Origin of the sequence: Marinobacter sp. CH_CUG1437-1 (assembly GCF_037029655.1) — a bacterium.
GTDB classification, from domain to species: Bacteria; Pseudomonadota; Gammaproteobacteria; order Pseudomonadales; family Oleiphilaceae; genus Marinobacter; species Marinobacter salsuginis.
The window spans coordinates 158288-182972 of the sequence record NZ_JAYMEW010000006.1 but is presented as its reverse complement, the minus strand read 5'-3'; the positions used below and the strand labels follow the sequence as shown (position 1 = coordinate 182972).

Here is a 24685-nt window from a genome sequence, read left to right as displayed (position 1 = left end):
ATGACACAGACCAGGGAATCCAACACCGATTCCGGCCAGAATAAAAATCACAAGGACCAAGAAGGCGAGGTTGAGATGCTACGAGTAGTTGCCTGTATCGATGGCTCCCAGGCTGCCCCCGCAGTTTGCGATTACGCTGCCTGGGCCAGCAAGCACATGGAAACCCCCATGATGTTGCTGCACGTCCTTGATGAAGAGCGTTACCCGGCAGAGCCGGATCTGGCAGGCAATATTGGTCTGGGCAGTCGTGAACAGCTCCTCGAGGATCTGGCAGAGCTGGACCGCAAACGCGCCAAGCTGGCCCTGGAACATGGCCATCACATGCTGGATGAGGCGCAAAAGCGCGTCACCGAAGCCGGCATCGGTGAGGTGATCCAGCGCCAGCGCCACGGTGATCTTACTGAATCCCTGCTGGCGCTGGAGAACCAGACTCGCCTGCTGGTGATGGGGCTGCACGGCGAGAGCAGCTCCGACCGTGACACCCACGTTGGCAGCCAACTGGAGACGGTGATTCGTAGTATGCATCGCCCGATTCTTCTGGTGCCCGACGAGTACACCGAGCCCCGAAGCGCCATGCTTGCCTTTGATGGCAGCGCCACGGCGTTCAAGGGCGTGGAATTGCTGGCTGGCAGCCCGGTCCTGAAGGGCATGCCGCTGCACCTTGTGATGGTGGGTCCGGATACCAACGACCGCTGGGAGCAGCTCAGGAAAGCCGAGAAAATGCTGGCAGGGCTGGAATCCGAAATTACGTTGGCCATCCGGGCTGGAGACGTAGAACCGGCATTGCACGCCTACCAGGAAGAGCAGGATATCGACATCCTGGTGATGGGCGCCTATGGCCACTCCCGCATCCGTCAGTTCCTGGTGGGCAGTACGACTACCCGGATGCTCGAAACTGCCAGAAAGCCGCTGGTAGTGCTTCGCTAGGCGACTTCACGGGCTATGTTGGCCAGATAGGCCATCGCTGCGCGGTGGCCTTGCTGATAGCCCAGATCCAGCTTGTTAAGGTCTGTGGTTAGTCGACTCACCGGAAAATCCTCTGGCGGTGCGATAATCCGTAGATGGCAGTCGTCCGGCGGATTTTGAATGAACTCCAATGTCTCGTTATATCGTTCGCCGCGCCGGATCAGGGCCTCGGCCATTCCCGGTTGCTCCCGAAACATCCGTTTGGTGAGCGCCGGAAACGCCAGTGGCTTCTTCTCATAGCCCAGTGGTCGGGAAAGAACGACGGTAATATCCCGTGCGCCCCGCCGATAGGCCTCCGCAACCGGAATGGAATCGGCAATGCCGCCATCACTCATGGGCTCATTCTCCACGATCGGGTAATCACGGTAGGCCAGGGGAATCGAGCAGGAGGCTGTGAGTACATCGTGGATGTTCTTATCATCGACGTAGAAATATCGGGCTTCTCCGGTCACCACCGACGTGGTTGCTACCCAGAGCCTGGTGGTGCCAGACAGGTAGCGTTCCAGGTCGAGCGGCACGTCCTCGTAGGATCGGTGCCAGAGCCAGTGAACATCGCAGAGATGCCCGCCCCGGAAGAAACGGCCCCAGTTGATGAACTCCGGGCGGCACGCGTGGTCGGTAATCACCTGATGGTTGCGGCCGTGATGGCCGCAGAGGTAGCCGATGAGGTTGGTTGAACCGGCGGAGACACCCCAGGCTTCGGTGAACGGCTGATAGCGCTGCTCCAGAAACGCATCAAGCACACCGGCGGCGAAGATGCCGCGCATGGCGCCACCCTCTACCACAAGGGCATTGCTGGTTGCGGTGTCATCGTGGCTGTGGAGCATCCTTTCCCCCTATCGGTCGTAGTGTCTGGTCATGCCAATACATGGACTCAGGTTACCAGTTCTACGCCAGCTTTGGGCAATCGGATGTCCGTTCAGGCGCTGTTACCGGCTGCCACGCCCGAGGCCCAGGCCCATTGGAAGTTATGGCCGCCAAGATGGCCGGTCACGTCCACGACCTCGCCAATGAAATACAGGTTTGGCCGTTCCAGCACTGCCATGGTCTTGGAGGAGAGCTGGCGGGTATCAACGCCCCCCAGGGTGACTTCTGCGGTTCGGTAGCCCTCGGTGCCAGCTGGCTTGATCGACCATTGGCCCAGAGTATCGGCAACCTGTTCGATATCGCTGTTCTTGTAGCCCTGCAAAGGGCCGGTCCAGCCCTGTAGCTCGTTGAAGGCCTGGGCAAACCGTTTTGGCAGGTGCTGGGTCAGGTAGTTTGCAATGGTCGATTGCGGGCGGGTTTTCCGCAGGCTCAAAAGGTCGTCCTTGATCTGACAGGCTGGCAGCAGGTTGATAGCCAGGCTGTCCCCCGGTTCCCAGAAACTTGAGATCTGGAGCATTGCCGGGCCACTGAGCCCCCGATGAGTAACCAGCATGGGTTCCCGGAAGTGCTGGTCATGGCATTGCACGTCCACCGGGCAACTGATACCAGACAAAGGGGCAAGCTGTTCTTTCAACTCCGGCTGCAGGGTAAAGGGCACCAGGCCTGCCCGGGTGGGCAGTACCTTCAGGCCAAACTGCTCGGCCACCCGGTAACCAAACGCCGTGGCGCCCATGGTGGGAATGGACAGGCCGCCGGTGGCTATCACCAGGGATTCGCAGGTGAGATCGCCGGAGCCGACGCGCAGGCGATAGCCGTTGTCGGTTTCCGCTATGCGGTCGACCGCAGTCTTCATCCTCACTTCCGCGCCGGCCCACTCACATTCGGTCAGCAGCATGTTGAGGATGTCCTTGGCGCTGTCTTTGCAGAACAGCTGGCCTGGGGCTTTTTCCTCGTGCTCAATGCCGTGTCGATCCACCAGTTCCAGGAAGTCCTGAGGTGTGTAGCGCTTGAGCGCGGAGATGCAGTAGTGCGGGTTGTCCGACAGGAAGTTGGCGGGTGTGCTGTTCAGGTTGGTGAAGTTGCAGCGCCCGCCTCCGGACATGAGGATTTTCTTGCCCGGCTTGTTGGCGTGGTCCAGCACCAGCACCCGGCGGCCGCGATAGCCGGCGGTTGCCGCACACATCAGGCCCGCCGCGCCGGCGCCGATAATGATTACGTCGTACTGTGATGCTGAACCTGCCGTCATGCTGCCCGCCGCTGCAAAGAAAACGGCGGGCAGTATACCAGTCTCAGGGCAGGTAGACGGAGCCTTCCATGTAGAAGGCAGCCTGCCCGGCGATATCGACCCGGTCGCCTTTCAGTTCGCAGCGTAGCACACCGCCACGGGCCGAAATCTGACGGGCGTCCAGCCTTGTTTTGCCCAGTTTCTCAGCCCAGTAGGGTACCAGTACGCTGTGAATGGAACCGGTCACCGGGTCCTCATCAATGCCGGCGCCCGGAGCGAAATATCGGCTGACAAAATCGCAGTCGGTGCCCGGTGCGGTAATGATCAGCCCCTGGTTACCCAGTTGCTTTAATTTGCGCATGTCGGGCTGGGCAGCACGCACGGCCGCTTCGTCCTTCAGAACCACCATGTAGTTGGTGTCGTTGGGAACAAAAAAAGCGGTATCAGGTGCGCCTTCCAGAGCTTCCCGAATCAGCGTTGGCGTGGTTTGCTCCTCGAAGGCCAGATTCGGGAAATCCAGGACCAGCCAGCCGTCATCGGACTGCCTGACGGACAGCCGGCCGCTTTTGGAGTCAAAGCGGATTCGCTCTTCATCCCAGCCAAGCTTGTTGAAGATTACCCAGGCGCTGGCCAGAGTAGCGTGGCCACACAGCGGCACCTCTGTGCCCGGCGTAAACCAGCGGATATGGAAATCGGCTTCTTCGTCCTCGGGAAGCCGCACGAAAAAAGCCGTCTCGGAGAGATTGTTCTCCATGGCGAGCGAGAGCATGACATTGTCCGGCAGCCATTGCTCCAGGGGCATGACCGCGGCCGGGTTGCCACCGAATACCTTGCTGGTAAAGGCATCCACCTGATAGAGGGGGTGTGTCATGGTCTCATCTCCTTGGGTTGTTTGGCCTAACCTGGAAGCACCTTGGATGTTGAGCTTATTGTAGGAAATGAACTGACTGACATAACAGATTCAGATAATCTCATTTTGAACCGGTACAGAGTGTGGTTTTCGGAATCTGTGCCGGTCATATTCGACAGTATCTGTACTGCATGAAGAGGTGCTGCTTCTGGTGCAATGGAGTGGCAACTCCCGAAAGACAGTCAGACGAGGGGCGTGGGATGGGCATTCTTTACAATCAGGTGGCGGATCAGCTTCAGGAGTTGATCAGGGACGGTGTCTACCGTGACGGTGATCGATTGCCGGGCGTGCGAATGCTGAGCCGGCAGTATGGCGTAAGTATTTCGACTATCCTGCAGGCGCACCAGACCCTGGAAGCACGAGGCTTTCTGCAGGCCAGGGAGCGCAGTGGCTACTTCGTAAGGCTGCCGACGGTGGATGCACCCGAGCCTGTGATGCGAAGGCACCGCAGCCGTCCGGTGCCAGTCAGCGCCCGGGAAATGACCCTGGACCTTTGTGCCGACGAGCAGAAGCGGATGGTGCCTCTGGCGACAGCGATTCCCCATCCTGATTACCTGCCGCTTCGGCAAATCCAGCACAGCACGCTCTGGGCCGCACGACGAGGCCTGGAAACACTCGACTATGCCTTTCCCGGCAAGGAATCGTTTCGGCGGCAGATTGCCCAGCGGATGGCGACACTCGGAGTACCGGTAACGCCGGATGATGTACTCGCCACCAACGGTGCCCAGGAAGCGATCATCCTGGCGCTTCGTGCCGTGACCCAGCCTGGTGATATTGTGGCCGTGGAATCCCCGTCCTTCCCGGGAATTCTCCAGGCGCTGGAGGTGGTGGGGCTAAAGGTCATTGAAATTCCTACCCATCCTTCTGAGGGGTTGAGCCTGGAGGGCTTGCAGCTGGCGCTTGAGCAGTGGCCCCTGAAAGCCTGTGTGGTGGTGACCAATCACAGCAACCCCATGGGCGCGCGAATGTCCGACGAACGCAAGAAGCAGCTGGTTTCCATGCTGGCGGCTGCTGCGGTGCCTCTGATCGAGGACGACATTTACGGGGATCTGCATCATTCCGGAGACCGGCCAAAACCGGCCAAGGCATTCGATCGTGCGGACAATGTGATTTACTGCAGTTCGTTCTCCAAGACTATCTCACCGGGCCTGCGGCTTGGCTGGATGGTCCCGGGGCGGCACATGGCCAGCGCCCGGCAGCACAAATACTTTGTCAACCTGGCAACCTCATCGATTCCCCAGATGGCGGTGGCGCATTTTTTGGAGCAGGGCGGTTACGATCGCTATCTGCGCTCAGCGCGTCAGCACTATCGTGAGTCCACTGAGCGTATGCGCACAGCCGTGGCCCGGGCATTTCCAGAGGGCACGGCTGTGAGTCGGCCCCAGGGCGGCTTTGTGCTCTGGGTGCAGTTGCCGGATGGTGTTTCCGGCACCGAGGTGTATCACAGGGCCAGGGCTGAGGATATCAACGTGGCGCCGGGGTTGATGTTCTCCACCGCGGACAAATACGAAAACTGCCTGAGGCTGAACAGCGCTAACCCTTGGAGTGAACGTATAGAGCAGGCTGTGGCCAGGCTGGGAGTGCTGGCTCACGAGGTGCAGGCGGCCTCGGGGTAGGAGTTACTCAGCTTTTTTCGCTACGCAGGTCCAGCGGGTCAAGCAGACCGGCGGCGATGGCTTTGCCAGTCACATCTGGCAGGCGATCGGCGCCCAGACGTTTCATCACCCGGGCCCGGTACAGATCGATCGTCTTAACACTGACATCCAACTGCTCGGCGATTTCCCGGCTGGTGTAGCCCTGGGCCAATGGCAGAAACACATCCCGTTCGCGCCGGGTGAGGGTGGTCAGCAGGGCTTCGGTTGACTCATCCCCCAGCAGCCGTGGGCCGGATTGCTGGTGTTCCTGCAGGGCCTGCTGAACGCTGTCCAGCAGCAGCTGTTCGTTGAAAGGCTTTTCGATAAAGTCGAAAGCGCCAGACTTGAAAGCCCTGACCACAATAGGCACATCCGCATGCCCAGAGACAAAAATGATGGGCACGTTAAGCCCTCTCTTCTGCAGTTCTTCCTGAACGTTCAGGCCGCCGAGCCCCGGCATTCTCACATCCAGAACCACGCAGCCGGCTTTCTTGTTGCCTACCGCGTCCAGAAATTTCCGGCCGTCGCTGTAGGCTTCCACGTTCAGGCCCACCGATTCCAGTAACCATTGGGTGGATTCCAGCATGCCGGCGTCGTCGTCAACAACATAGACGGTGGTGGCTTCCGGGGCAGAATGGTCAGTCATCAGGCTGGTTCTCCGTGATTGCGGTTTTGTGCTTCTGGTTCTGGCTGGCCGGGAATCGACAGATTAGCGACAGCCCACCGGTGGCGGCGGGGCGGGCGTCGAGGAAGCCACCGAAACCCTCGATAATGGAACGGCTCATGGACAGCCCCAGGCCAAGGCCCTGGGGCTTACTGGTGTAGAACGGCTGGAACATCTGGCGGATGCCCTGTTCATCCAGGCCTGGGCCTTCATCGGTGACTTCAATCAGGGTTTCGTTCTGATCGTTGATGCAGGTAGTTACGACGATCTGCGCGGGTGCGTCCTGAGTTTCTTGGCCACGGGCATCGATCGTGGCTTCAATGCCGTTGCGGATCAGATTGATCAACACCTGTTCCAGGAGCACCGGGTCGGCAGTGATGACCGGCGCGCAGCAGGCCAGTCTCTCAAGAATCTGCACATTGTTTTTTTCCGCTTCCCACTGACACAGGCGGGCGACGTTGCTCACGACGTCGTTCAGGGCGATTGGCGCGGTCCGCTTCTGCCCTTTGCGTAAGAAAGCCCGGAGGCGTTTGATCACTTCCGATGCGCGGTTGGCGTGGTGAACAATTTTCTGCAGGCCATCATCCACGCGATCCAGGCATTCAGGGTTGGTTCGGGCACTTTTCAGATAGCGCTGGCTGGCGCTGGCGAAGTTCACAATGGTGGCCAGCGGTTGGTTCATTTCGTGGGCAATGCTGGAGGCAAGCTCCCCGAGAGTCGCGAGCCTGGCGGTATGGGCCAGTTCGTCGGCCAGCCTGCGGTTGTTCTCCTCGGATTCCACCCGGGCGGTGATATCCCGGGACACGCTGATGACCTCAATCACGGCGCCGGTATAGGTCTCCCGGATGGCCCGGCTGGCAATCTCGAACCAGCGACGGGAGCCGTCTCGGTGGATGATCTCCAGGGTCATGGTGGCGTAGCCGTCATCCCTGAGCAGGTTACGGGTCTCCGCCAGTTTCTGGGTCACATGGTTTCCGCGAAAGACCTCTTCGAGCGGTTTGCCACGCAATTCCTCCGGCCAGTAGCCCAACAGTCGCCATGATGCGGGAGTGGCATCAATAAAACGCCCATCCGGAGCGTGTCGGGAGATCAGGTCGGTGGTGTTTTCGGTGATCAACCGGTACAGGCGGTTGGAGCGGGTGGCCTCTTCCTGGGTCCGGACGTCTTGCGTGGCGTTCCTTGCCCGTGCCAGAACCTGGGCCGTCTTGACGTCCGGGATGAACGTCCACATCAAGATCGTCCCGGTTTGGCCCGGTTGCGTCCGGGATTCGACGTTTTCAATGGCCCGGATTTGTTCCAGGGATGATTTCACCAATGCCCGGGCGTTGATTGGCAGAAGGTCCTCGGGCGAGGCCAGGCCGGCTGTTTGACGCAGTTCCCTGGCTGCACGGTTCTCCCCCAGGACAGCGCCCGCGCCATCCAGGATTAATCCGGGTTGCGGGTCGGCGTCGTGCAAACTAAATACACTTGAAGGGGAGTTATCGTTCATGGCTCTTCGATATAGTAACTAAACTATAATACGTTGGTATAATTTCTAGTATTTATTCTATTCAATACTATTTTGGCCAGCCCGAAGTATAGCTAGTTTAGCGATATTCCTGAATACGCCATAAGAACAACAGCACTCAAGAGGACCACGCAATGACCTCGATATTTGACCAGGGCCTGGCGCCCGTTGACGCCAATTACGCCGTCCAATCTCCCGTCGATTTTATTGAACGCACCGCCACCGTTTACCCGGAGTACCCCGCGGTAATCCATGGTGCGATCCGTTACACCTGGGCGCAGACCTATGAGCGCTGTCGCCGTCTGGCCTCGGCCTTGAAAGGGCGCGGCATCGGACGAGGTGACACCGTTGCCGTCATGCTGCCGAACATTCCGGCCATGGTGGAGTCCCATTTCGGCGTGCCCATGATTGGTGCGGTGTTGAACACCCTGAATGTTCGCCTGGATGCCGAAGCCATTGCTTTCATGCTGGAGCATGGTGAGGCCAAGGTTGTGATTGCCGACCGTGAATTCGGGGAAGTGATCAAGGACGCCGTCAGCCGCCTGGACACCAAGCCGCTGGTAATTGATGTGGACGATCCCGAGTACGGTGAGGGCGTTCAGGTCAGCGATCTGGACTACGAGGCATTCCTGCAGGAAGGCGATCCGGCGTTCCAGTGGAGCTTCCCGGAAAACGAGTGGGACGCCATCTCCCTGAACTACACATCCGGCACTACCGGTAATCCCAAGGGTGTGGTCTATCACCACCGTGGCGCCTACATCAATGCCATTGGTAACCAGGCGGTCTGGTCCATGGACATGCACCCGGTGTACCTGTGGACCTTGCCGATGTTCCACTGTAACGGCTGGTGTTTCCCCTGGACCATCACCGCCATGGCTGGAACCCACGTCTGCCTGCGTCGGGTTGACCCGGAGAAGATCCTGCAGCTGATCCGTGACCATCAGGTGACCCACATGTGCGGTGCGCCGATTGTTCTTAACGCACTGCTGAACGTGCCGGAATCCGCCAAAGCGGGTATCGACCACGAAGTGAAGTCCATGACAGCCGGTGCGGCGCCCCCCGCCCAGGTGATTGGTGCCATCGAAGAGATGGGTATCCAGGTAACCCACGTTTATGGCCTGACCGAAGTGTATGGGCCGGTGACGGTTTGCGCGTGGAAGTCCGAGTGGGATGCGCTGCCGCTGCACGACCGGGCCCGCAAGAAGGCTCGCCAGGGCGTTCGCTATCACACCCTGGCTGGCACCATGGTTGGCGACCCGAACACCATGGAGCCGGTGCCCAAAGACGGCAAGACCATCGGTGAAATTTTTCTGCGCGGTAATACCGTAATGAAGGGCTACCTGAAGAACCCCAAGGCTACCGAAGAGGCCTTCCGGGGCGGCTGGTTCCACACTGGCGACCTGGCCGTTTGGCACGAAGACGGCTACATGGAGATCAAGGACCGGCTGAAGGACATCATTATCTCCGGTGGTGAGAATATCTCTACCATTGAGGTTGAGGATACCCTGTACCGTCATCCCGCTGTCCTTGAGGCGGCTGTGGTAGCAAGGCCTGACGAGAAGTGGGGTGAGACTCCCTGCGCCTTCGTTACCCTCAAGCCGGAGGCGGGGCAGGTCAGCGAGGAAGACATCATCAATTTCTGCCGTGAGCACCTGGCCCGGTTTAAAGTGCCCAAGACAATTGTATTCTCGGAGCTGCCCAAAACCTCCACGGGCAAGATCCAGAAGTTCGTGCTGAGAGATCAGGCCAAAGATCTGAACTGACCCTGTGATCGGCTGCGCCGCCCTGGCGCAGCCGACTTTAACCAGAAAAACAACGCTGTCAGGCACACGCACCGCGTGAGCCCGGAGACCTTTTTATGCAAATGTTTCACCGAAAGAACGGGGAAGAGCAGCCATACTGGCCGGCTGGTCCCTTCAAGGTTCGTCTGCCGTTTGTTCATTACCGCTGGGAATTCGCGGAGATGGTGCAGGCCCTGATTATGTTCGTGGTCAGCCTGGCCATGATCCCCCTTCTTGAGAAATACCTGGGAGTGCCTTACGACGTGGCTCTGGCATACGTGGTGATCTGCGGTATCGGCTTCATGCTGCCGGCCCTGCTGGGTGTGCCTCTGGTGCCTGGCTGGATTACCCCGGGTATTCCGGTTGTCCTGTTGTTCCTGAGTGACTACGAGCCAGGCCCCGAAGCCATCCAGGCTCTGTTCGCCCTGCAGTTCCTGGTGTTCATTATTTTCCTGGTTCTGGGTATTACCCGCCTGGGCAGCAAGCTGGTGGAGCTGATTCCCCGTTCCATGAAAGGCGGAATTATCATTGGCGCCGGCATCGCGGCCCTGATGGGGGAAATCGAAGCGGGCGGCCGCCTGGCCAATACGCCGATTTCCCTGATCATCGGTGGCCTGGTGTGCCTGTACCTGATGTTCTCCGTATCGTTCAAAGGCTTTGTGGAAAGCAGCTCCATCGCCCGCAAGATTGCCAACTACGGCATGGTGCCGGGTATGGTCGTCGCGATTCTGGTCGGCTTTGCCACTGGCGAATACGAAGTGCCCAATGTCGAGTGGGGCATTACCAAGCCAGCGTTCGACGAGCTCTGGAACTACCTGCCGTTCGCTGTCGGTTTCCCGGACGCTAACGTCTTCCTGTATGCCATTCCCACGGCGGTGATCGCCTACGTGATTGCCTTCGGCGACATCGTGGTGGGCCAGTCTCTGATGAACCGGGTTGACCACCTGCGTAAAGATGAAGACATCGACAACAGCATCGACCGGGTGCACCTGGTAACCGCGATCCGCAATGGTGGCCACGCTTTCTTTGCGCCATACCCGGGCCTGGCCGGGCCGATCTGGACGGCCGTCACAGCCACCATGGCCGAGCGTTACAAGTATGGCCGTAATGCCATGGACTCCATCTACAGTGGTGGCGGTACGTTCTGGATTACCGGCTTTATTGCCCTGTTCGTGCTGCCCCTGGTCAGTTTCTTCCAGCCAGTGCTGCCGATTGCCCTGTCACTGACCCTGCTTCTGACCGGCTATATCTGCCTGATGGTAGGGCTGGAGCAGCTGGAGAATAACACCGAGCGTGGCATCGCCGGCACCATGGGTGTGGTCCTGGCTGTCTACGGAGCGGGCTGGGGCCTGGCAACCGGCGCCATCCTCTATTTCCTGATTGAACGTACCAAATTGCTTGGCTTTACCGCCGACCCGGAAGCGCCGGGCGTGAGAGCCGCAGAAGAGCACTAAACCTGCGCTTTCCGGCTCTGCACCGGAAAGTGCTGACCCCCTGTGTGTCCTTGGGAGGCTTCGTGCCTCCCTTTTTTTGTGTCTGCCTTTTCTCTTGATACTCGATCGTTGACAGAATGTCATTTCGTGACAATTTGTCCAAATTTCCCTCTTGAAGTATTCCTTCCGTGTGGTTTTCGGGTTTAAACTGCTTTGACTGATGAATTTTTGTCCGCTGTTCATTACTGATAACAACACTACAAAAACAGGAGGCAGTCATGACCATCAGCTCCACGCCCGAGGGCGTGTCCGTTGAGCCGAGGCATCTACGGTTCGATGTCAGCGAAGACCTCAAAACGCTCTGGCACGGTAACGACGCTTTCCGGACGGCATTCTTTAACGCGCTTTCCCTGCAATTCCCTGATGGAGAACAGCAGTTCATAAATGCTGTTCGACTCTATCGGGACAAAATTGAGGATCCCAAGCTGAAAGCAGAGATTCGCGGCTTTATTGGTCAGGAAGCCCTGCACAGCCGTGAGCACAAGGACTACAACGAAGCCTTGAAGGCCAGGGGTTATGACATTGATGCCCTGGACCGGCGGTTCCAGAAACACATGGCATGGGTGGGCAAGTTACCGCCAAGCCGCCAACTGGCAGGCACCTGTGGCGCCGAGCATTACACCGCGGTTCTGGCCAATGCCATTTTGAGCCACCCGGAATGGATGGAGGGCGCTACGCCGGCCATGGCGAAACTCTGGCGCTGGCATGCAATCGAGGAAACCGAACACAAATCCGTGGCCTTTGATGTCTACCGGGAATGTGTCGGCAACGAGCGGCTCCGCCGGATTGTCTTCCTGTTCGTGACCTGGAATTTCTTCAAGTACACCTTTCTCAATACCTGCAGCCTGCTGAAGGCCGATGGCAAGCTCTGGAGCCTTCGTACCTGGCTTGGTGGCGTGAATTTCCTGTGGGGAAAGCCCGGCGTGCTTCGCAAGTGCCTGCCGGAATTCCTGGCCTATTTCCGCAAGGGATTTCATCCCTGGCAGCAGGATAACCGGGAACTGCTCGAACGGAATCTTCGGGAGCTGGACATGACATCCAGTGCGGGTTAGACCTGGGTTGCTGAAATTCTGATCGGGGTGTGTAAAACTGTGCGGCATAAAAAATAACGACAAAAAAGGGGGCTTCCGGTCAAGAAGCTTCCCGGAGCTGGAGGCTCACCATGCGAGTTGGTTTGATCGTCGATTCTGCGTGCGACTTACCTTATGAATTCAGCCGCAAGCACGACCTGTTCATCCTTCCGGTAACCGCTGTAATTGACGGCCAGACCTACATAGACGAGCACGATCCTGTGCGGACCCAGGAGTTCTATCAGAGTGGTCTGCTACAGAAGGGTCATCAGGCGGAAACCCGCGCCTTCACCGCCGAACAGATCCACGATCTGTTCATGGAAAAGATCGTTACCCAGTTTGATGTCGCTATCTGCGAGACGGTGACCAAAACCCGTAGCCTGATTTTCCAGAACGCCACCGAAGCCATGAACAGTGTTCTGGCCAATTATGAAGGGGCGCGGCAGGCAGCCGGTCGCGATGGCCGCTTCTTTATGCGGGTGATCGACAGCAAGCAGATCTTCGCCGGTCAGGGCCTGCTGGCGGCACATACCCTCAAGCTGATCGACCAGAAGGTTTCCAAGAATGCCCTGCGGCATGAGGTTGAATCCTTCAGCGACAAGATCTACACCTGTGTGATTCCCCGGGACCTGCATTACATCCGTGAGCGGGCAAGGCGTCGTGGTGACAAGAGTGTGTCGGCGTTGGTGGCCTTTCTTGGTAAGGCACTGAACATTACTCCGGTTATCTTCGGGCAGGGGGCCGAAGGCCAGCCGGTGGCCAAAACCCGCAGTTTCGATGTGGCGGTGGAGAAGGTGATGAACTATGCCGCAGCACGGGTGGAAGCCGGTCTCCTGACCCCGTACGTGAGTCTTTCCTGTGGCCTGACCTGGACTGAAATCGAGGATTTGCCCGGGCTGAACCGCCTGCGGGATGCCTGTGAGCGTAACGGTGTGGAACTTCTACTATCCCAGATGGGCATCACCAGCAGTATCTATGTCGGCCCCGGCAGTCTTTGCCTGGCTCTGGCGGCAGAGCCCCACACGTTCAACGATTTTCAGTGAATCGGCCACGCAGTCCGCGGGTGTGCGGGACTGGCCGGGCCGCACCCTCCCACCTGTAGTTTTGGCAAACCTGCCAACCTGAACTTCATGTTAGCCTCTGGTCAGTGTCTTTCATTTTAACGACAGGAAGAATTGCGCCATGACCAAAGGCAAAACGGATCTCGCCAACCAGTTGCTGGAACAGCACGTAAAGCATGAACTGGCCTCGCTCAAGGGCACGAAGCTGCGTAAATTTCTGAAGCAGGAGCTGGATGAGCTTTGGGGCTATGCCAATGAGATAACCCTGAACCGGATTACGTCGGAAGACCAGGTGATGGGCGTCATTCAGCGTATTGTTATGGATATGGAGCTGGATGCAGGTATCCCCGAGTTGGCCGCCGAAATGGCAACCGAAGTGCTCAATGCCGACGTGCAATCGCAAACCACATTGGGCGAGATCATCACCAGCGAACAGGCTACCGGTTTTCTTGAGGAGGCTCTGGAATTGCGGCAGCAGCGGGAGCGGGTGATCAGTGAAATCATGGCTCACCCGGTCTATCAAGAGTTGGTCTCCAACGTGGTTTACCACGGTCTGGTGAACTACCTCTACGAGGACAATCTGATCACCAAGTCCGTGCCGGGCGTCGGTTCAATGATGAAGTTTGGCAAGCGCATGGCCAACAGGGCGGTGCCTGGGCTGGATGAAACCTTTGAGCGGCGCCTCAAGGCCTGGCTGTCTGACAGCCTGCCCGGTCTGATTAGCCGGAGCGAGCAGTTTCTGCACAGGGCTCTGTCTGACGACGAACTGCGGGACAGCGTGATGGCGGCCTGGGTGTCACTGGAGGATCGCACCATTGCCGAGCTGCACGAGGGCTTGGGAGACGTCGAACTGCAAGAGTTTGTCGTGCTGGGCTATGAGTTCTGGCTGCAGTTTCGCAAGACCGGCTACTTTGAGAACTGTGCCCGTGCGGTGGTTTCTCACCTGTTCGTAAAATATGGCGAAAGACCGCTCACAGAACTGCTGGGCGATTTGGGTGTCAGCCGTGAGGTGGTCATGGCAGAGATCGATGCCTACGCAATTCCGGTTATAGACGTATTGCGTGAAGAGGGCTATGTTGAGGCCCTGGTTCGCCGGCGGCTTGCACCGTTTTATAAGTCCGCCACGGCGCGTAAGATTCTCCACCAGGAGGCCTGACTTACCGGTTGCGGGTCCGGCCCCTGAAGCGTTCTGTACAAGAGTTTGATAGGGGACGGTTTTGATATCGGATTTGTTCTGGGCCTATCTCGTTGCCATTACCCTGCTCACCATCACACCGGGTGTTGATACCCTGCTGGTGATGAGGAACACCGGCCGGGGTGGTTTGCGGGATGGCTGTGTCACCAGTGTTGGCATTTGCAGCGGACTGTTCATTCACGCCACGCTCTCGGCTTTGGGTATTTCACTTCTGTTGGTGGAAACCGCCTGGGCGTTTTCCGCCCTGAAGTGGGCGGGTGCCTGCTACCTGGTATGGCTGGGCATCGGTTCGTTGCGCCAGGCCCTTCGCCGGGGAGACGCGCCCGAGGTAAAAAAAGAAGAGGTCGTTCGCCGGAAGGTTGCCATGGTGGCCTCATTCCGCGAAGGACTCCTGTCTAATGTTCTGAATCCGAAAACCGCGCTCTTCTACATGGCCCTGCTGCCACAGTTTGTGGACCCCGCCGGTAACGCTTTCCAGCAGTCTCTGATGTTGGCGGGCGTGCATTTTCTGCTGGCCATGCTCTGGCAGTGTGGTCTGGCCTGGGTGGTGGTCACCTTCCGCAGCCTTGGCGTGAATGTGAAGATGAAACGGATGCTGAACGGTCTGACGGGCGGCTTTTTCGTGGCCATGGGCGCCAAGCTGGCCAGTACCTGAGGCCACCCGATTACCTTCAGACAAAGAAAAAGGGAAGCCGCGGCTTCCCTTTTTTGATCCCCAGCTCTGGAGGCTTACTTTTCCAGATACTGCAGCTTGTTCGGCTTGCCATCCCACTCTTCGGCGTCCGGCAGCGGATCTTTCTTTTCGGTGATGTTTGGCCATTTCGCGGCCAGGTCGGCGTTCAGCTCCACAAACTGGACCTGATCGGCCGGCAGTTCGTCTTCAGAAAAGATGGCTTCGGCCGGGCACTCGGGCTCGCACAGGGCGCAGTCGATACATTCGTCCGGGTCGATTACCAGGAAGTTCGGTCCCTCGTAGAAGCAGTCTACCGGGCAGACTTCCACGCAGTCTGTGTATTTGCACTTGATGCAGTTATCAGTAACGATAAACGCCATAGTCAGATCCCTGGTCCAGTGGTCGGTCAGTCTCATCAGGAGCGCCTTCGGGCGCCGCCGTTATATTTTAGTGCGCGATATTGTAGGGAGCGACCCGCACAGCCGCAAGCGTTCGACTGCTATAACCTTATTACACAGATCAATTTTCCGCTATTTCTTCATCAGCGCTTTCAGTTCATAAAGCTGATTCATGGCATCCCGTGGGGAGAGTCCATCCAGGTCCATCTCTTTAAGGGCCTCTTCCACCGCGCTGGGTTCCAGGCTCGCGAACATGTCACCCTGGTAGACGGATTCATTAACCTGGGGCGCAGGTTTGGTCCGGACCGTGTCTTCCTTCTGCTCACCAGCCGAAGCCGCCGGCGCGGCCGGTGAGGCACTGCCTTCCAGATGGGAAAGCTGGGTCTTGGCGTTGCGGATCACATCCTGGGGTACGCCTGCCAGCTTGGCCACCTGAAGCCCGTAGCTCTGGCTCGCCGGGCCATCGTGGACATTGTGCAGGAACACAATGCTGTCGTCGTGCTCGGTGGCGGTCAGATGCACGTTAACGGCATGCTGCAGCTCATCGGCCAGTTGGGTGAGCTCAAAATAGTGGGTGGCAAACAGGGTGTAGCAGCGGATCTCACGGGCCAGGTGCTCGGCGGTGGCCCAGGCCAGTGACAGGCCATCAAAGGTGCTGGTGCCGCGACCGACCTCATCCATCAATACCAGGCTGTGTTCGGTGGCGTTGTGCAGGATGTTGGCGGTTTCGGTCATTTCCACCATGAAGGTGGATCGGCCGCCGGCGATGTCGTCCGAGGAGCCCATGCGGGTGAAAATGCGGTCGACGGGGCCGATGACTGCCCGGTTGGCGGGCACAAAGCTGCCGGTGTAGGCCAGCAGGGCAATCAGCGCTGCCTGGCGCATGTAAGTGGATTTACCGCCCATGTTCGGGCCGGTGATCACCAGCATGCGGCGTTGGGTATCCATCAACAGATCATTGGGTACGAAAGGCTCATCCAGCAACTGTTCAACCACCGGATGGCGGCCTTCCTCAATGTCGAACCCGGGAGATTCGCTGAATTCCGGCGCGGAAAAGCGTAGAGAAGTGGCCCGCTCTGCAAAGTTGCTGAGCACGTCCAGCTCGGCCAGTGCCTGGGCGGCATCTTGCAGGGGCGCCAACTGTCCGGCCACGGTTTCCAGCACTTCGTCATACAGGCCTTTTTCCCGGGCCAGAGCCCGGCTCTTGGCACTGAGGGCCTTATCCTCGAATTCCTTGAGTTCTGGGGTGATAAAGCGCTCGGCGTTTTTCAGGGTCTGGCGGCGAATGTAGTCCACCGGCGCCTGGTCGGACTGGGCGCGGCTGATTTCTATGTAGTAACCGTGCACCCGGTTGTAGCCGACCTTGAGGGTGCTGATGCCGGTGCGGTCCCGTTCACGTGTTTCCACATCCAGCAGGTACTGGCCGGCGTTCTCGCTGATGTTGCGCAACTCGTCCAGCTCTTCGTCAAAGCCTTCCCGGATGACCCCACCATCGCGAATCACTACCGGAGGGTTGTCGATGATGGAGCGTTCCAGAAGGTCCGCCAGTTCCGGGTATTCACCAATGGTGGTCGCCAGCTTGACGACATGGTGGGAATTCACCGGTTTCAGTGTTTCCTGCAGGTCCGGCAGGGCCTGGAAGGCATCACGGAGTCGTGCGAGGTCCCGAGGTCGCGCTGAGCGCAGGGCAACTCGCGCCAATACCCGCTCAATGTCGCCCACCGCCTTCAGCAGGTCGTGTACCGGTTCGTAATGAAACCCGTCCAGCAGTGCCGAAACCGCCTGTTGGCGCTGACGGACAGTCTCCGCGTCCCGCAACGGGCGGTTCAGCCAGCGGCGAAGCTCCCGGCCACCCATGGCCGTGGCTGTGCGGTCCATCACCCAGGCCAGGGTGTATTGATGGCCGCCCATCAGGTTAGTGTCGATTTCCAGGTTGCGACGGCTGGCGGCATCCAGAATCACCGCTTCATCCCTGCGTTCGCGGGTCAGCTTGCGGATATGGGGCAGGGCGGTTCGCTGGGTCTCCCTGGCATACTGCAGAAGACAACCGGCGGCACAGACGGCCAGATTGAGTTCTTCACAGCCAAAACCGGTCAGATCTCTCACCTGCAGTTGCTGGGTAATCACCCGGCGGGCCGTGTCGGATTCGAACAGCCAGGGGCCCTGACGGCGGATACCGGTGAAGCCCTCCAGTATTTCCTCGTAGGGAAAATCCTCGCTGATCAGAATTTCCGCCGGACGCAGGCGCTGGAGTTCGCCCTGCAGGGCTTCCAGGTTCTCCAGCTCTGATACCGCAAAGCGGCCGCTGGAGATGTCGAGCGAGGCAAAACCGAACTGTTCCCGGTGGTTATATATGGCGACCAGAAGGTTGTCACGGCGATCCTCAAGATAGGCGTCGTCACTCAGGGTCCCCGGTGTGACGATCCGAACCACCTGGCGCTCAACCGGTCCCTTGCTGGTGGCAGGGTCACCGATCTGCTCGCAGATGGCGATGGATTGACCTGCCCGAACCAGGCGGGCAATGTAACCCTCAGAAGAGTGATAGGGGATGCCGGCCATGGGGATCGGGTTGCCCCCGGACTGGCCCCGGGCCGTGAGGGTGATGTCCATTAGCTCGGCCGCTTTCTTGGCGTCTTCGTAAAACAGCTCGTAGAAATCCCCCATGCGGTAGAACACCAGTTCATTGGGGTGTTGGCCCTTGATCTTCAGGTATTGCTGCATCATCGGGGTGTGCTTGGAAAGATCGGTCTGAGCTGCTGACATGAACGGGTCCGGTAGCCTTGCTTTGGATGAAGGCGTGAATTGTAAGAAAATAACCGCCGCGATGAAATGAAGGAGGTCATTATGCTGGCCAGCGATCAGGAATTGGAAGACGCAGGCAATCGCCTCGGTGAGCGGTTGCTGCGCACCGGCCGTACAGTGGCTACGGCAGAAAGTTGTACCGGCGGCTGGGTTGCCAAAGTGCTGACCGACCGGGCGGGGTCTTCGGCCTATGTGCTCGGCGGTCTGGTAACCTACAGCAATGAGGCCAAGCAGGGGCTCCTGGGCGTGACCCGGAAGTCGCTGGATGAGCATGGTGCGGTCAGCGAGCCGGTAGTGCGGGAAATGGTGGCCGGCGCCCTGGTGGCAACAGATGCCGACGTTGCCGTGGCCATCAGTGGCGTTGCCGGGCCTGGCGGTGGCAGCGAGGATAAGCCTGTCGGTACCGTCTGGTTCGCCTGGGGCAGCAGTCCGGCCACCACCGTGGCGCTGGTAAAGCACTTCGAGGGCGACCGTGATCAGGTCCGCCGCCAGGCCGTTCTGTTTGCTCTTCAAGGGGTTAGCGATTTTGTGGGCGAACTCTGACGGCTTTCACATCCGGAGGGGTTGGTCTCCTCTCCGGGTTATGTTTTAATACTGTTCAAATATACAGGGAATTGACTGGTCAAGCTGTAGAGATTCCCGATCCACTATTTCGCCGCCGGCCTTAACTATGGGACCCGGCGGCCCAGGCGACAGAGGGTTTGCACTGATGGAAGACAACCGCAAGAAAGCATTGAGCGCAGCACTTGGGCAGATCGAGCGCCAGTTCGGCAAGGGCGCCGTGATGAAAATGGGTGACCAGCCCCGCGAAGCCATTCCTGCGGTCTCCACCGGTTCTCTGGGCCTGGACGTTGCCCTGGGTATTGGTGGCCTTCCTTATGGTCGAATCTGTGAGATCTACGGTCCGGAGAGTTCCGGTAAAACCACGCTCACCCTGCAGGTGATTGCCGAGGCACAGAAGGCGGGTAAAACCTGTGCGTTTGTCGACGCCGAACACGCCCTCGACCCGGTCTACGCCGAGAAGCTGGGCGTGAATGTGGACGATCTTCTGGTGTCCCAGCCGGATACCGGTGAACAGGCCTTGGAAATCGCCGACATGCTGGTGCGTTCCAATGCGGTTGACGTGATCATCGTTGACTCCGTGGCGGCCCTGACACCGAAAGCGGAAATTGAGGGTGAAATGGGCGACAGCCACGTTGGCCTGCAGGCGCGACTGATGTCCCAGGCGCTGCGGAAACTGACGGGTAACGTCAAGCATGCCAACTGCCTGATGATCTTCATCAACCAGATCCGTATGAAAATCGGCGTCATGTTCGGCAGCCCGGAAACCACCACCGGTGGTAACGCCCTGAAATTCTATTCCTCTGTGCGCCTGGATATCCGCCGTATCGGTTCCGTTAAAGACGGCGACGAGGTGGTGGGTAACGAGACCCGCGTGAAAGTGGTCAAGAACAAGGTGTCCCCGCCGTTCAAACAGGCCGAGTTCCAGATCATGTACGGCAAGGGCATTTACCACATGGCGGAAGTCCTGGATATGGGGGTCAAGGAAGGCTTTGTGGATAAATCCGGCGCCTGGTACGCCTACAACGGCGACAAGATCGGCCAGGGCAAGGCGAATGCCTGCAAGTTCCTGGAGGAAAACATGGACATTGCTAACGAGATTGAAGCCAAGGTTCGTGACAAGCTGATGCCCAAGCCGGTCTCGAAGAAAGACGCTGAAGAGGCGCCCGCAGAAGCGAACGGCGAGCTTCTCTAAACCTTCCTCAGCGATGTCAGGGGCGGCAGGTGTAGATCCAGACCTGCCGCACCACCGTTACCTTCGGCTTTCCTTTCAGGTATCAGTCTTCTTTCCAGCTCTCTCCTGAAGTGACCCGGTTCAGCACCGATGTCGACTTCCAGGCGCCTGAGGTAATCTGCCCCTCCAGCCTGTTGCAGCTGGATTCTGATCCACCTTCTGTATTTCATTTGACGATAGAGAGTCTGCAGTTTTTTGCTGTTGGGAAAATGCATTGATTTTTCCTCCTTTGACTGTTCAGTCCATAGTAAGCAGGAGTCTTTGCAGGGTATCCGTTCAGATGGTTTAAATGTTCTCGTAACAGATCTCTTAATTTCGTCTCTGTGCTGCTCAAATAATGATCATCTGTGCTTGCTGTCCGTTCCTCTGGTTTGAGCTGGTATCACAATGAATTCATACTCGGTGAGTATTGGGTTTCTTTGCTCTTCAGATACAGATCAGAGTCGGTATGGAAGCAAAAAAGAGATTATTGATCATCGCTCATGCGCCTTCCCCGAATACTCTCAAGCTCAGGGAGGCGGCTGAGCAGGGCGCACGCCATGAAGACATCGAAAGCGTCGAAGTCAAGGTAATGGCACCTCTGGATGCGGGGCCTGAAGACATTCTGGCCTGCGACGCTATCATTCTGGGCACCACTGAGAATCTGGGGTATATGAGTGGGGCCCTGAAGGACTTCTTCGACCGCAGCTACTATCCCTGCCTCGAGAAAACCCAGGGGTTGCCCTTTGCCTATTACATTCGGGCCGGCCATGACGGAACGGGCACCAATCGGGCAATCGAAAGCATTACGACGGGTCTGCGCTGGAAGCTGATACAGGAGCCTCTGATCTGCAGGGGTGAGTACCGCGATGGGTTTGAAGATCAGTGTCGCGAGTTAGGGATGTACGTCGCTGCCAGCCTTGACGCGGGGCTGGTGTGAGCCCGGAACCGGATCAGCTGGCAAACCGGTTGTAGAAGCCTTCGATGCGGGAGAGAGCATTGTCGACGGTGCGCGAATAGCCTTTTTTGTCCAGGCAATAGCTGAACTGGACGCTGACGCGATAACCCGCCTGGTAAGGTTGACACTCCACCACCCGGGCGCAAACCCGCGATTCGCTGATGTATTTGCCGTCGAAATCCATGAACAGGCGGGCCCCGGGTTCCACCGGCCTGGGGCAGAGAACGGCCATACCGTAGCGGTTCAGGTCCAGGCAGGTAACCGGCGTTGGTTGCTTGCCCCGACCAAAGAAGCCACGCTCCCGGAGCTGAACCTTCAGGCAGGAGGCGGGGTAACGATCCTTGATTCTGCGTTCGGCGGAATCACTGGTCATACGCTGGCGTCCGTTGCGTGCATTGTATTTATGGTTGGGAGATGAAGTGTAGTTCCGGAACGGCTGGTTGAAAAATGAACGGCTACGGATTTGTGAACTGCCTAACAAATTCCTGCGCGCTGTGCGCAACTCCAGAAATCTTCGTGCCGAACGCGACAGAGCCGACCGCAGAATCTACAATGACCGGCCAATGTGTTAACCGTTACAGGACCAAACCTTGAAGTCACTGTCTCTGCACCAGCTTTACAAAGCCTGTGTTCTGAAAGATCTGCCGTTCAAAACCACCAAGCAACTTGAGCCTCTGGCTGAAATCGTCGGCCAGAACCGCGCCCAGGAAGCTGTGCGTTTTGCCCTGGCGATGCCTCATGGCGGCTACAACGTCTATGCCGTTGGCCGAAATGGCCTGGGTAAGCGCACCATGATGTTGCGTTACCTTGAGCACCATGTGGATACGGATCAGCAGAGCCATGACTGGTGCTATGTGGCCAACTTCGAGGAGCCGCGTATTCCGAAGCTGTTGCAGTTACCTGCAGGAAAAGGCACCCAGCTCAAGCAGGACATGGAAAAGCTGATGAGTCGCCTGGTGAAGGTGATTCCCCAGACGTTTGACAGTGACAGTTTTCTGGAACGCTCGGAGCAGCTAAAGAACGAATACGGCAAAAAGCAGGAAGACGAGCTGGAGAAAGTGGCGGCCCAGGCGCGACGCAAAAAGGTCAGCCTGACGGTCACCACGCCAGGTGGTTACCGGCTGGTGGCCATGAACGGTGACGAACCCCATACCGCAGAATCGTTCCAGGCTCTTACCGAGGAGCAACGGGACAAGTTTGAAGATGCCATTAACAAGCTTGAGAAAAAGCTTCGCCAGGCCCTGCGCAAACTGGCGGACTGGGAGCAGGAGTACGCCGATAAGCAACAGGCGCTGAACCAGGAAACTCTGGAAAGTATCTCGGGCCACCAGATTGATGAGTTGATCGAAAAGTACAAGGATCTGCCGGATGTGGTCGCCTACTTTGAGGCGGTTCGCGCCGACCTGGTGGAGAACCTGGAGATATTCCTCGACGACAATGAAGAACAGGCTGCCATTGCTTACGCCTCACTCGACAAGAAAATGCCGCGCCGTTATCTGGTTAACGTACTGGTGCACCAGAAGACGAACGAGGTGCCCGTGGTGGTGGAAGATAACCCCACCTACCACAACCTGTTCGGCTACGTCGAAAATGTTACCTACAAGGGCACGGTGTTCACGGATTTCTCCCTGATTCGCCCCGGCAGCCTGCACCGGGCCAACGGCGGCTATTTGCTGATGGATGCCATCAAGGTTCTGGAACAGTCCTTCGTGTGGGACGGCCTCAAGCGCGCCCTGCGTTCGAAGTCCATACAGATAAATTCCCTGGAGCGGGAACTGACTTTATCCGGAACCATCTCTATTGAACCGGAATCGGTCCCCCTGGACGTGAAGATCGTTCTGTTTGGTGATCGTGAAACCTGGATGTTGCTGCAGGAATACGATTCCGAGTTTGCCGAACTGTTCAGGGTCACGGCGGATTTCGAGAACGAGATGTACCGCACCGATGACAGCCAGTTGCTCTATGCCAAGTTCATCGCCAGTCTGGTGAGTGAGAAAAAGCTTCTGCATTGTTCTAACAAGGCCGTTGCGCGGGTAATCGAGCATAGTGCCCGGATGGCAGAACATCAGGATCGACTCTCCCTGCACGCCGCGGATATTGCCAACCTGCTGCGGGAATCGGATTTCTGGGCCAGGCAGGCCGGTGCGAAGCTGATCCAGGATCTTCATGTTGAGCGCGCGCTGGAAAGTGCGAAATATCGCAGCAGCCGTATCCGGGATCAGTTCTACGATTCCATCCGTGATGGCACGACGCTCGTAACTACCAGTGGCAAGTGTGTTGGCCAGGTCAATGCGCTGTCGGTGCTGTCCACGGGCGGATTTGAATTCGGCCTTTCCAACCGTGTCACGGCTACCTGCTATTATGGAGATGGCGCGGTGATGGATATAGAGCGTGATGTAAAGCTCGGTGGCAATCTTCATTCCAAGGGCGTGATGATCCTGAGTTCCTGGCTTGCCTCCCATTTTGCGGTCAACGACCCGATGCACCTTTCGGCAAGTCTGACCTTTGAGCAGAATTACGGTGAAGTGGATGGTGACAGTGCATCGTTGGCGGAGCTGTGCGCGCTGATCTCCTCCCTCTCCGGTATTCCGGTGCGACAGGATCTGGCAATCACCGGGTCGGTCAACCAGTTTGGCGAGGTACAGCCAATCGGTGGCGTAAATGAGAAAGTTGAAGGCTTTTTCACAACCTGCCAGCTTAAGGGCGGGCTGTCTGGCACCCAGGGTGTCATTGTACCAACCACCAATGTGCAGAATCTGATGCTGGACAGCGAGGTGGTAAAGGCAGTGCGCGGAGGCCAGTTTGCTGTATACGCGGTTGCCCGTGTCGAGGAAGCGATAACCCTGCTGCTCGGCAAGCCTGCCGGCAAGGCCGATGAAAAAGGCAGGTACCCGAAGCAGAGCGTTTTTGGCATTATCCAGCAACGACTTGAGAAAATGCGGGAACACGAGCGCCAGGAACATGCTCGTGACGACCATAAAGACCCGTCAATTCACTGACCGGCGATGATAAGAAAACGGACAGGAGAGAACACACCCATGACTGATATCCAGCAAACCGTGTACGTTGTAGAGGACGATGAAGCAGTCCGCGATTCCCTGGAGCTGCTGCTGAAATCCGACGGCAAGCCGGTCAAGACCTATGAGAGTGCAACCGCTTTCCTGAAGGACTATTCCGACAAGATGGCAGGTTGCATCGTGCTGGATATTCGCATGCCCGGCATGGACGGTATGGAACTCCAGAAAAAACTGAATGAAAAACACTCCATCCTGCCGATCATTTTTGTAACCGGGCACGGTGACGTGCCCATGGCCGTGGACGCCATGAAAGAGGGCGCTGTTGACTTTATCCAGAAGCCATACCGTGAGGAGGCGCTGCTGGAGAAAATCGAAGCGGCACTCAAGCAGGATCTGGAGCAGCGCAAGTCTCTGGATGAGAAGCAGGAGATCATCCGTCGTGTTAAAAGCCTGACCCCCCGCGAACACGAAATCATGGACCGGATGATTGCCGGGCAGGCCAACAAGGTCATCGCCATTGAACTGGAGATAAGCCAGCGCACGGTTGAGATTCACCGTTCTCGCGTCATGCACAAGATGGGTACCCACTCCCTCGCACATCTCGTTCGTATGGTCCTGTCCGTAAAGGACCTTATCGACGCAGGGTGATCCCGGCGGCATCATACGGTTACTATTTTAACCGGTCCGACA

General features: G+C 57.9%; 21 protein-coding genes. 13 read left to right on the top strand and 8 right to left on the bottom strand.

Annotated elements, in window-relative coordinates; translation table 11 throughout:
* Nucleotides 1-927: a universal stress protein gene (locus WA411_RS15975; protein ID WP_291908150.1), complete on the top strand. Its 927-nt coding sequence runs from the start codon at nucleotides 1-3 to the stop codon at nucleotides 925-927.
* On the opposite strand, the gene WA411_RS15970 is transcribed toward WA411_RS15975, so the two are convergent.
* The 3 genes from WA411_RS15970 to WA411_RS15960 all read right to left on the bottom strand — a co-directional run bounded on the left by WA411_RS15970 (nucleotide 924) and on the right by WA411_RS15960 (nucleotide 3929).
* On the bottom strand, nucleotides 924-1793 hold the full coding sequence (locus WA411_RS15970) for a patatin-like phospholipase family protein (RefSeq protein WP_291908149.1): 870 nt from the start codon (nucleotides 1791-1793) through the stop codon (nucleotides 924-926). The genes WA411_RS15975 and WA411_RS15970 overlap by 4 nt on opposite strands.
* A 92-nt stretch (nucleotides 1794-1885) precedes the next feature.
* Nucleotides 1886-3079, bottom strand: coding sequence for an NAD(P)/FAD-dependent oxidoreductase (locus tag WA411_RS15965; protein WP_291908148.1), 1194 nt, complete (start codon nucleotides 3077-3079; stop codon nucleotides 1886-1888).
* A gap of 43 nt (nucleotides 3080-3122) precedes the next feature.
* Complete coding sequence (locus WA411_RS15960; protein WP_136631700.1) at nucleotides 3123-3929, bottom strand: PhzF family phenazine biosynthesis protein; 807 nt, start codon at nucleotides 3927-3929, stop codon at nucleotides 3123-3125.
* Between the two features lie 239 nt (nucleotides 3930-4168).
* On the opposite strand from WA411_RS15960, the gene WA411_RS15955 reads away from it, so the two are divergent.
* Nucleotides 4169-5584 (top strand): aminotransferase-like domain-containing protein, encoded by a 1416-nt coding sequence (locus WA411_RS15955; protein ID WP_069183882.1) that lies wholly within the window; start codon nucleotides 4169-4171, stop codon nucleotides 5582-5584.
* Nucleotides 5585-5591: 7 nt separating this feature from the next.
* Here the strand turns inward: WA411_RS15955 and WA411_RS15950 are convergent, their stop codons facing one another.
* A complete protein-coding gene (locus WA411_RS15950; protein ID WP_291908147.1) occupies nucleotides 5592-6248 on the bottom strand; it encodes a response regulator transcription factor in 657 nt (218 codons plus the stop codon).
* On the bottom strand, nucleotides 6241-7755 hold the full coding sequence (locus tag WA411_RS15945; protein WP_291908146.1) for a PAS domain-containing sensor histidine kinase: 1515 nt from the start codon (nucleotides 7753-7755) through the stop codon (nucleotides 6241-6243). The genes WA411_RS15950 and WA411_RS15945 overlap by 8 nt, the downstream gene beginning before the upstream one ends.
* A gap of 152 nt (nucleotides 7756-7907) precedes the next feature.
* Between WA411_RS15945 and WA411_RS15940 the strand changes: the two genes are divergently transcribed.
* The 6 genes from WA411_RS15940 to WA411_RS15915 all read left to right on the top strand — a co-directional run bounded on the left by WA411_RS15940 (nucleotide 7908) and on the right by WA411_RS15915 (nucleotide 15028).
* Nucleotides 7908-9536: an acyl-CoA synthetase gene (locus WA411_RS15940; protein ID WP_069183879.1), complete on the top strand. Its 1629-nt coding sequence runs from the start codon at nucleotides 7908-7910 to the stop codon at nucleotides 9534-9536.
* A 95-nt stretch (nucleotides 9537-9631) separates the two neighbouring features.
* The gene (locus WA411_RS15935) at nucleotides 9632-11008 is read left to right on the top strand and encodes a solute carrier family 23 protein (protein ID WP_209398339.1); all 1377 of its coding nucleotides are present in this window, start codon (nucleotides 9632-9634) and stop codon (nucleotides 11006-11008) included.
* A 257-nt stretch (nucleotides 11009-11265) separates the two neighbouring features.
* Entirely contained in the window at nucleotides 11266-12099 is an 834-nt protein-coding gene (locus tag WA411_RS15930) for a metal-dependent hydrolase (protein WP_069183877.1), read from the top strand.
* A 110-nt stretch (nucleotides 12100-12209) separates the two neighbouring features.
* Entirely contained in the window at nucleotides 12210-13160 is a 951-nt protein-coding gene (locus WA411_RS15925) for a DegV family protein (RefSeq protein WP_069183876.1), read from the top strand.
* A gap of 139 nt (nucleotides 13161-13299) precedes the next feature.
* Entirely contained in the window at nucleotides 13300-14334 is a 1035-nt protein-coding gene (locus WA411_RS15920; RefSeq protein ID WP_291908145.1) for a hypothetical protein, read from the top strand.
* 64 nt (nucleotides 14335-14398) lie between these two features.
* Nucleotides 14399-15028 carry a LysE family translocator gene (locus WA411_RS15915; RefSeq protein ID WP_174805050.1) on the top strand — a complete coding sequence of 210 codons (630 nt, stop codon included), beginning with the start codon at nucleotides 14399-14401 and terminating at the stop codon, nucleotides 15026-15028.
* 74 nt (nucleotides 15029-15102) lie between these two features.
* Here the strand turns inward: WA411_RS15915 and fdxA are convergent, their stop codons facing one another.
* Both fdxA and mutS read right to left on the bottom strand, forming a co-directional pair.
* Entirely contained in the window at nucleotides 15103-15426 is a 324-nt protein-coding gene (gene fdxA / locus WA411_RS15910) for a ferredoxin FdxA (RefSeq protein ID WP_008170541.1), read from the bottom strand.
* Nucleotides 15427-15576: 150 nt separating this feature from the next.
* The gene (mutS, locus tag WA411_RS15905; protein WP_291908143.1) at nucleotides 15577-18207 is read right to left on the bottom strand and encodes a DNA mismatch repair protein MutS; all 2631 of its coding nucleotides are present in this window, start codon (nucleotides 18205-18207) and stop codon (nucleotides 15577-15579) included.
* Nucleotides 18208-18288: 81 nt separating this feature from the next.
* Between mutS and pncC the strand changes: the two genes are divergently transcribed.
* The 3 genes from pncC to WA411_RS15890 all read left to right on the top strand — a co-directional run bounded on the left by pncC (nucleotide 18289) and on the right by WA411_RS15890 (nucleotide 20960).
* On the top strand, nucleotides 18289-18789 hold the full coding sequence (pncC, locus tag WA411_RS15900; protein ID WP_069183872.1) for a nicotinamide-nucleotide amidase: 501 nt from the start codon (nucleotides 18289-18291) through the stop codon (nucleotides 18787-18789).
* 166 nt (nucleotides 18790-18955) lie between these two features.
* Nucleotides 18956-20002 (top strand): recombinase RecA, encoded by a 1047-nt coding sequence (recA, locus tag WA411_RS15895; RefSeq protein ID WP_069183871.1) that lies wholly within the window; start codon nucleotides 18956-18958, stop codon nucleotides 20000-20002.
* A 487-nt stretch (nucleotides 20003-20489) separates the two neighbouring features.
* The gene (locus WA411_RS15890; protein WP_136631663.1) at nucleotides 20490-20960 is read left to right on the top strand and encodes a flavodoxin family protein; all 471 of its coding nucleotides are present in this window, start codon (nucleotides 20490-20492) and stop codon (nucleotides 20958-20960) included.
* Nucleotides 20961-20973: 13 nt separating this feature from the next.
* On the opposite strand, the gene WA411_RS15885 is transcribed toward WA411_RS15890, so the two are convergent.
* The gene (locus WA411_RS15885; protein ID WP_069183868.1) at nucleotides 20974-21351 is read right to left on the bottom strand and encodes a PilZ domain-containing protein; all 378 of its coding nucleotides are present in this window, start codon (nucleotides 21349-21351) and stop codon (nucleotides 20974-20976) included.
* 217 nt (nucleotides 21352-21568) lie between these two features.
* Between WA411_RS15885 and WA411_RS15880 the strand changes: the two genes are divergently transcribed.
* Nucleotides 21569-23977 (top strand): ATP-binding protein, encoded by a 2409-nt coding sequence (locus WA411_RS15880; RefSeq protein WP_291908138.1) that lies wholly within the window; start codon nucleotides 21569-21571, stop codon nucleotides 23975-23977.
* Nucleotides 23978-24016: 39 nt separating this feature from the next.
* On the top strand, nucleotides 24017-24643 hold the full coding sequence (gene fixJ / locus WA411_RS15875; protein ID WP_069183866.1) for a response regulator FixJ: 627 nt from the start codon (nucleotides 24017-24019) through the stop codon (nucleotides 24641-24643).
* Nucleotides 24644-24685: the final 42 nt, after the last annotated feature.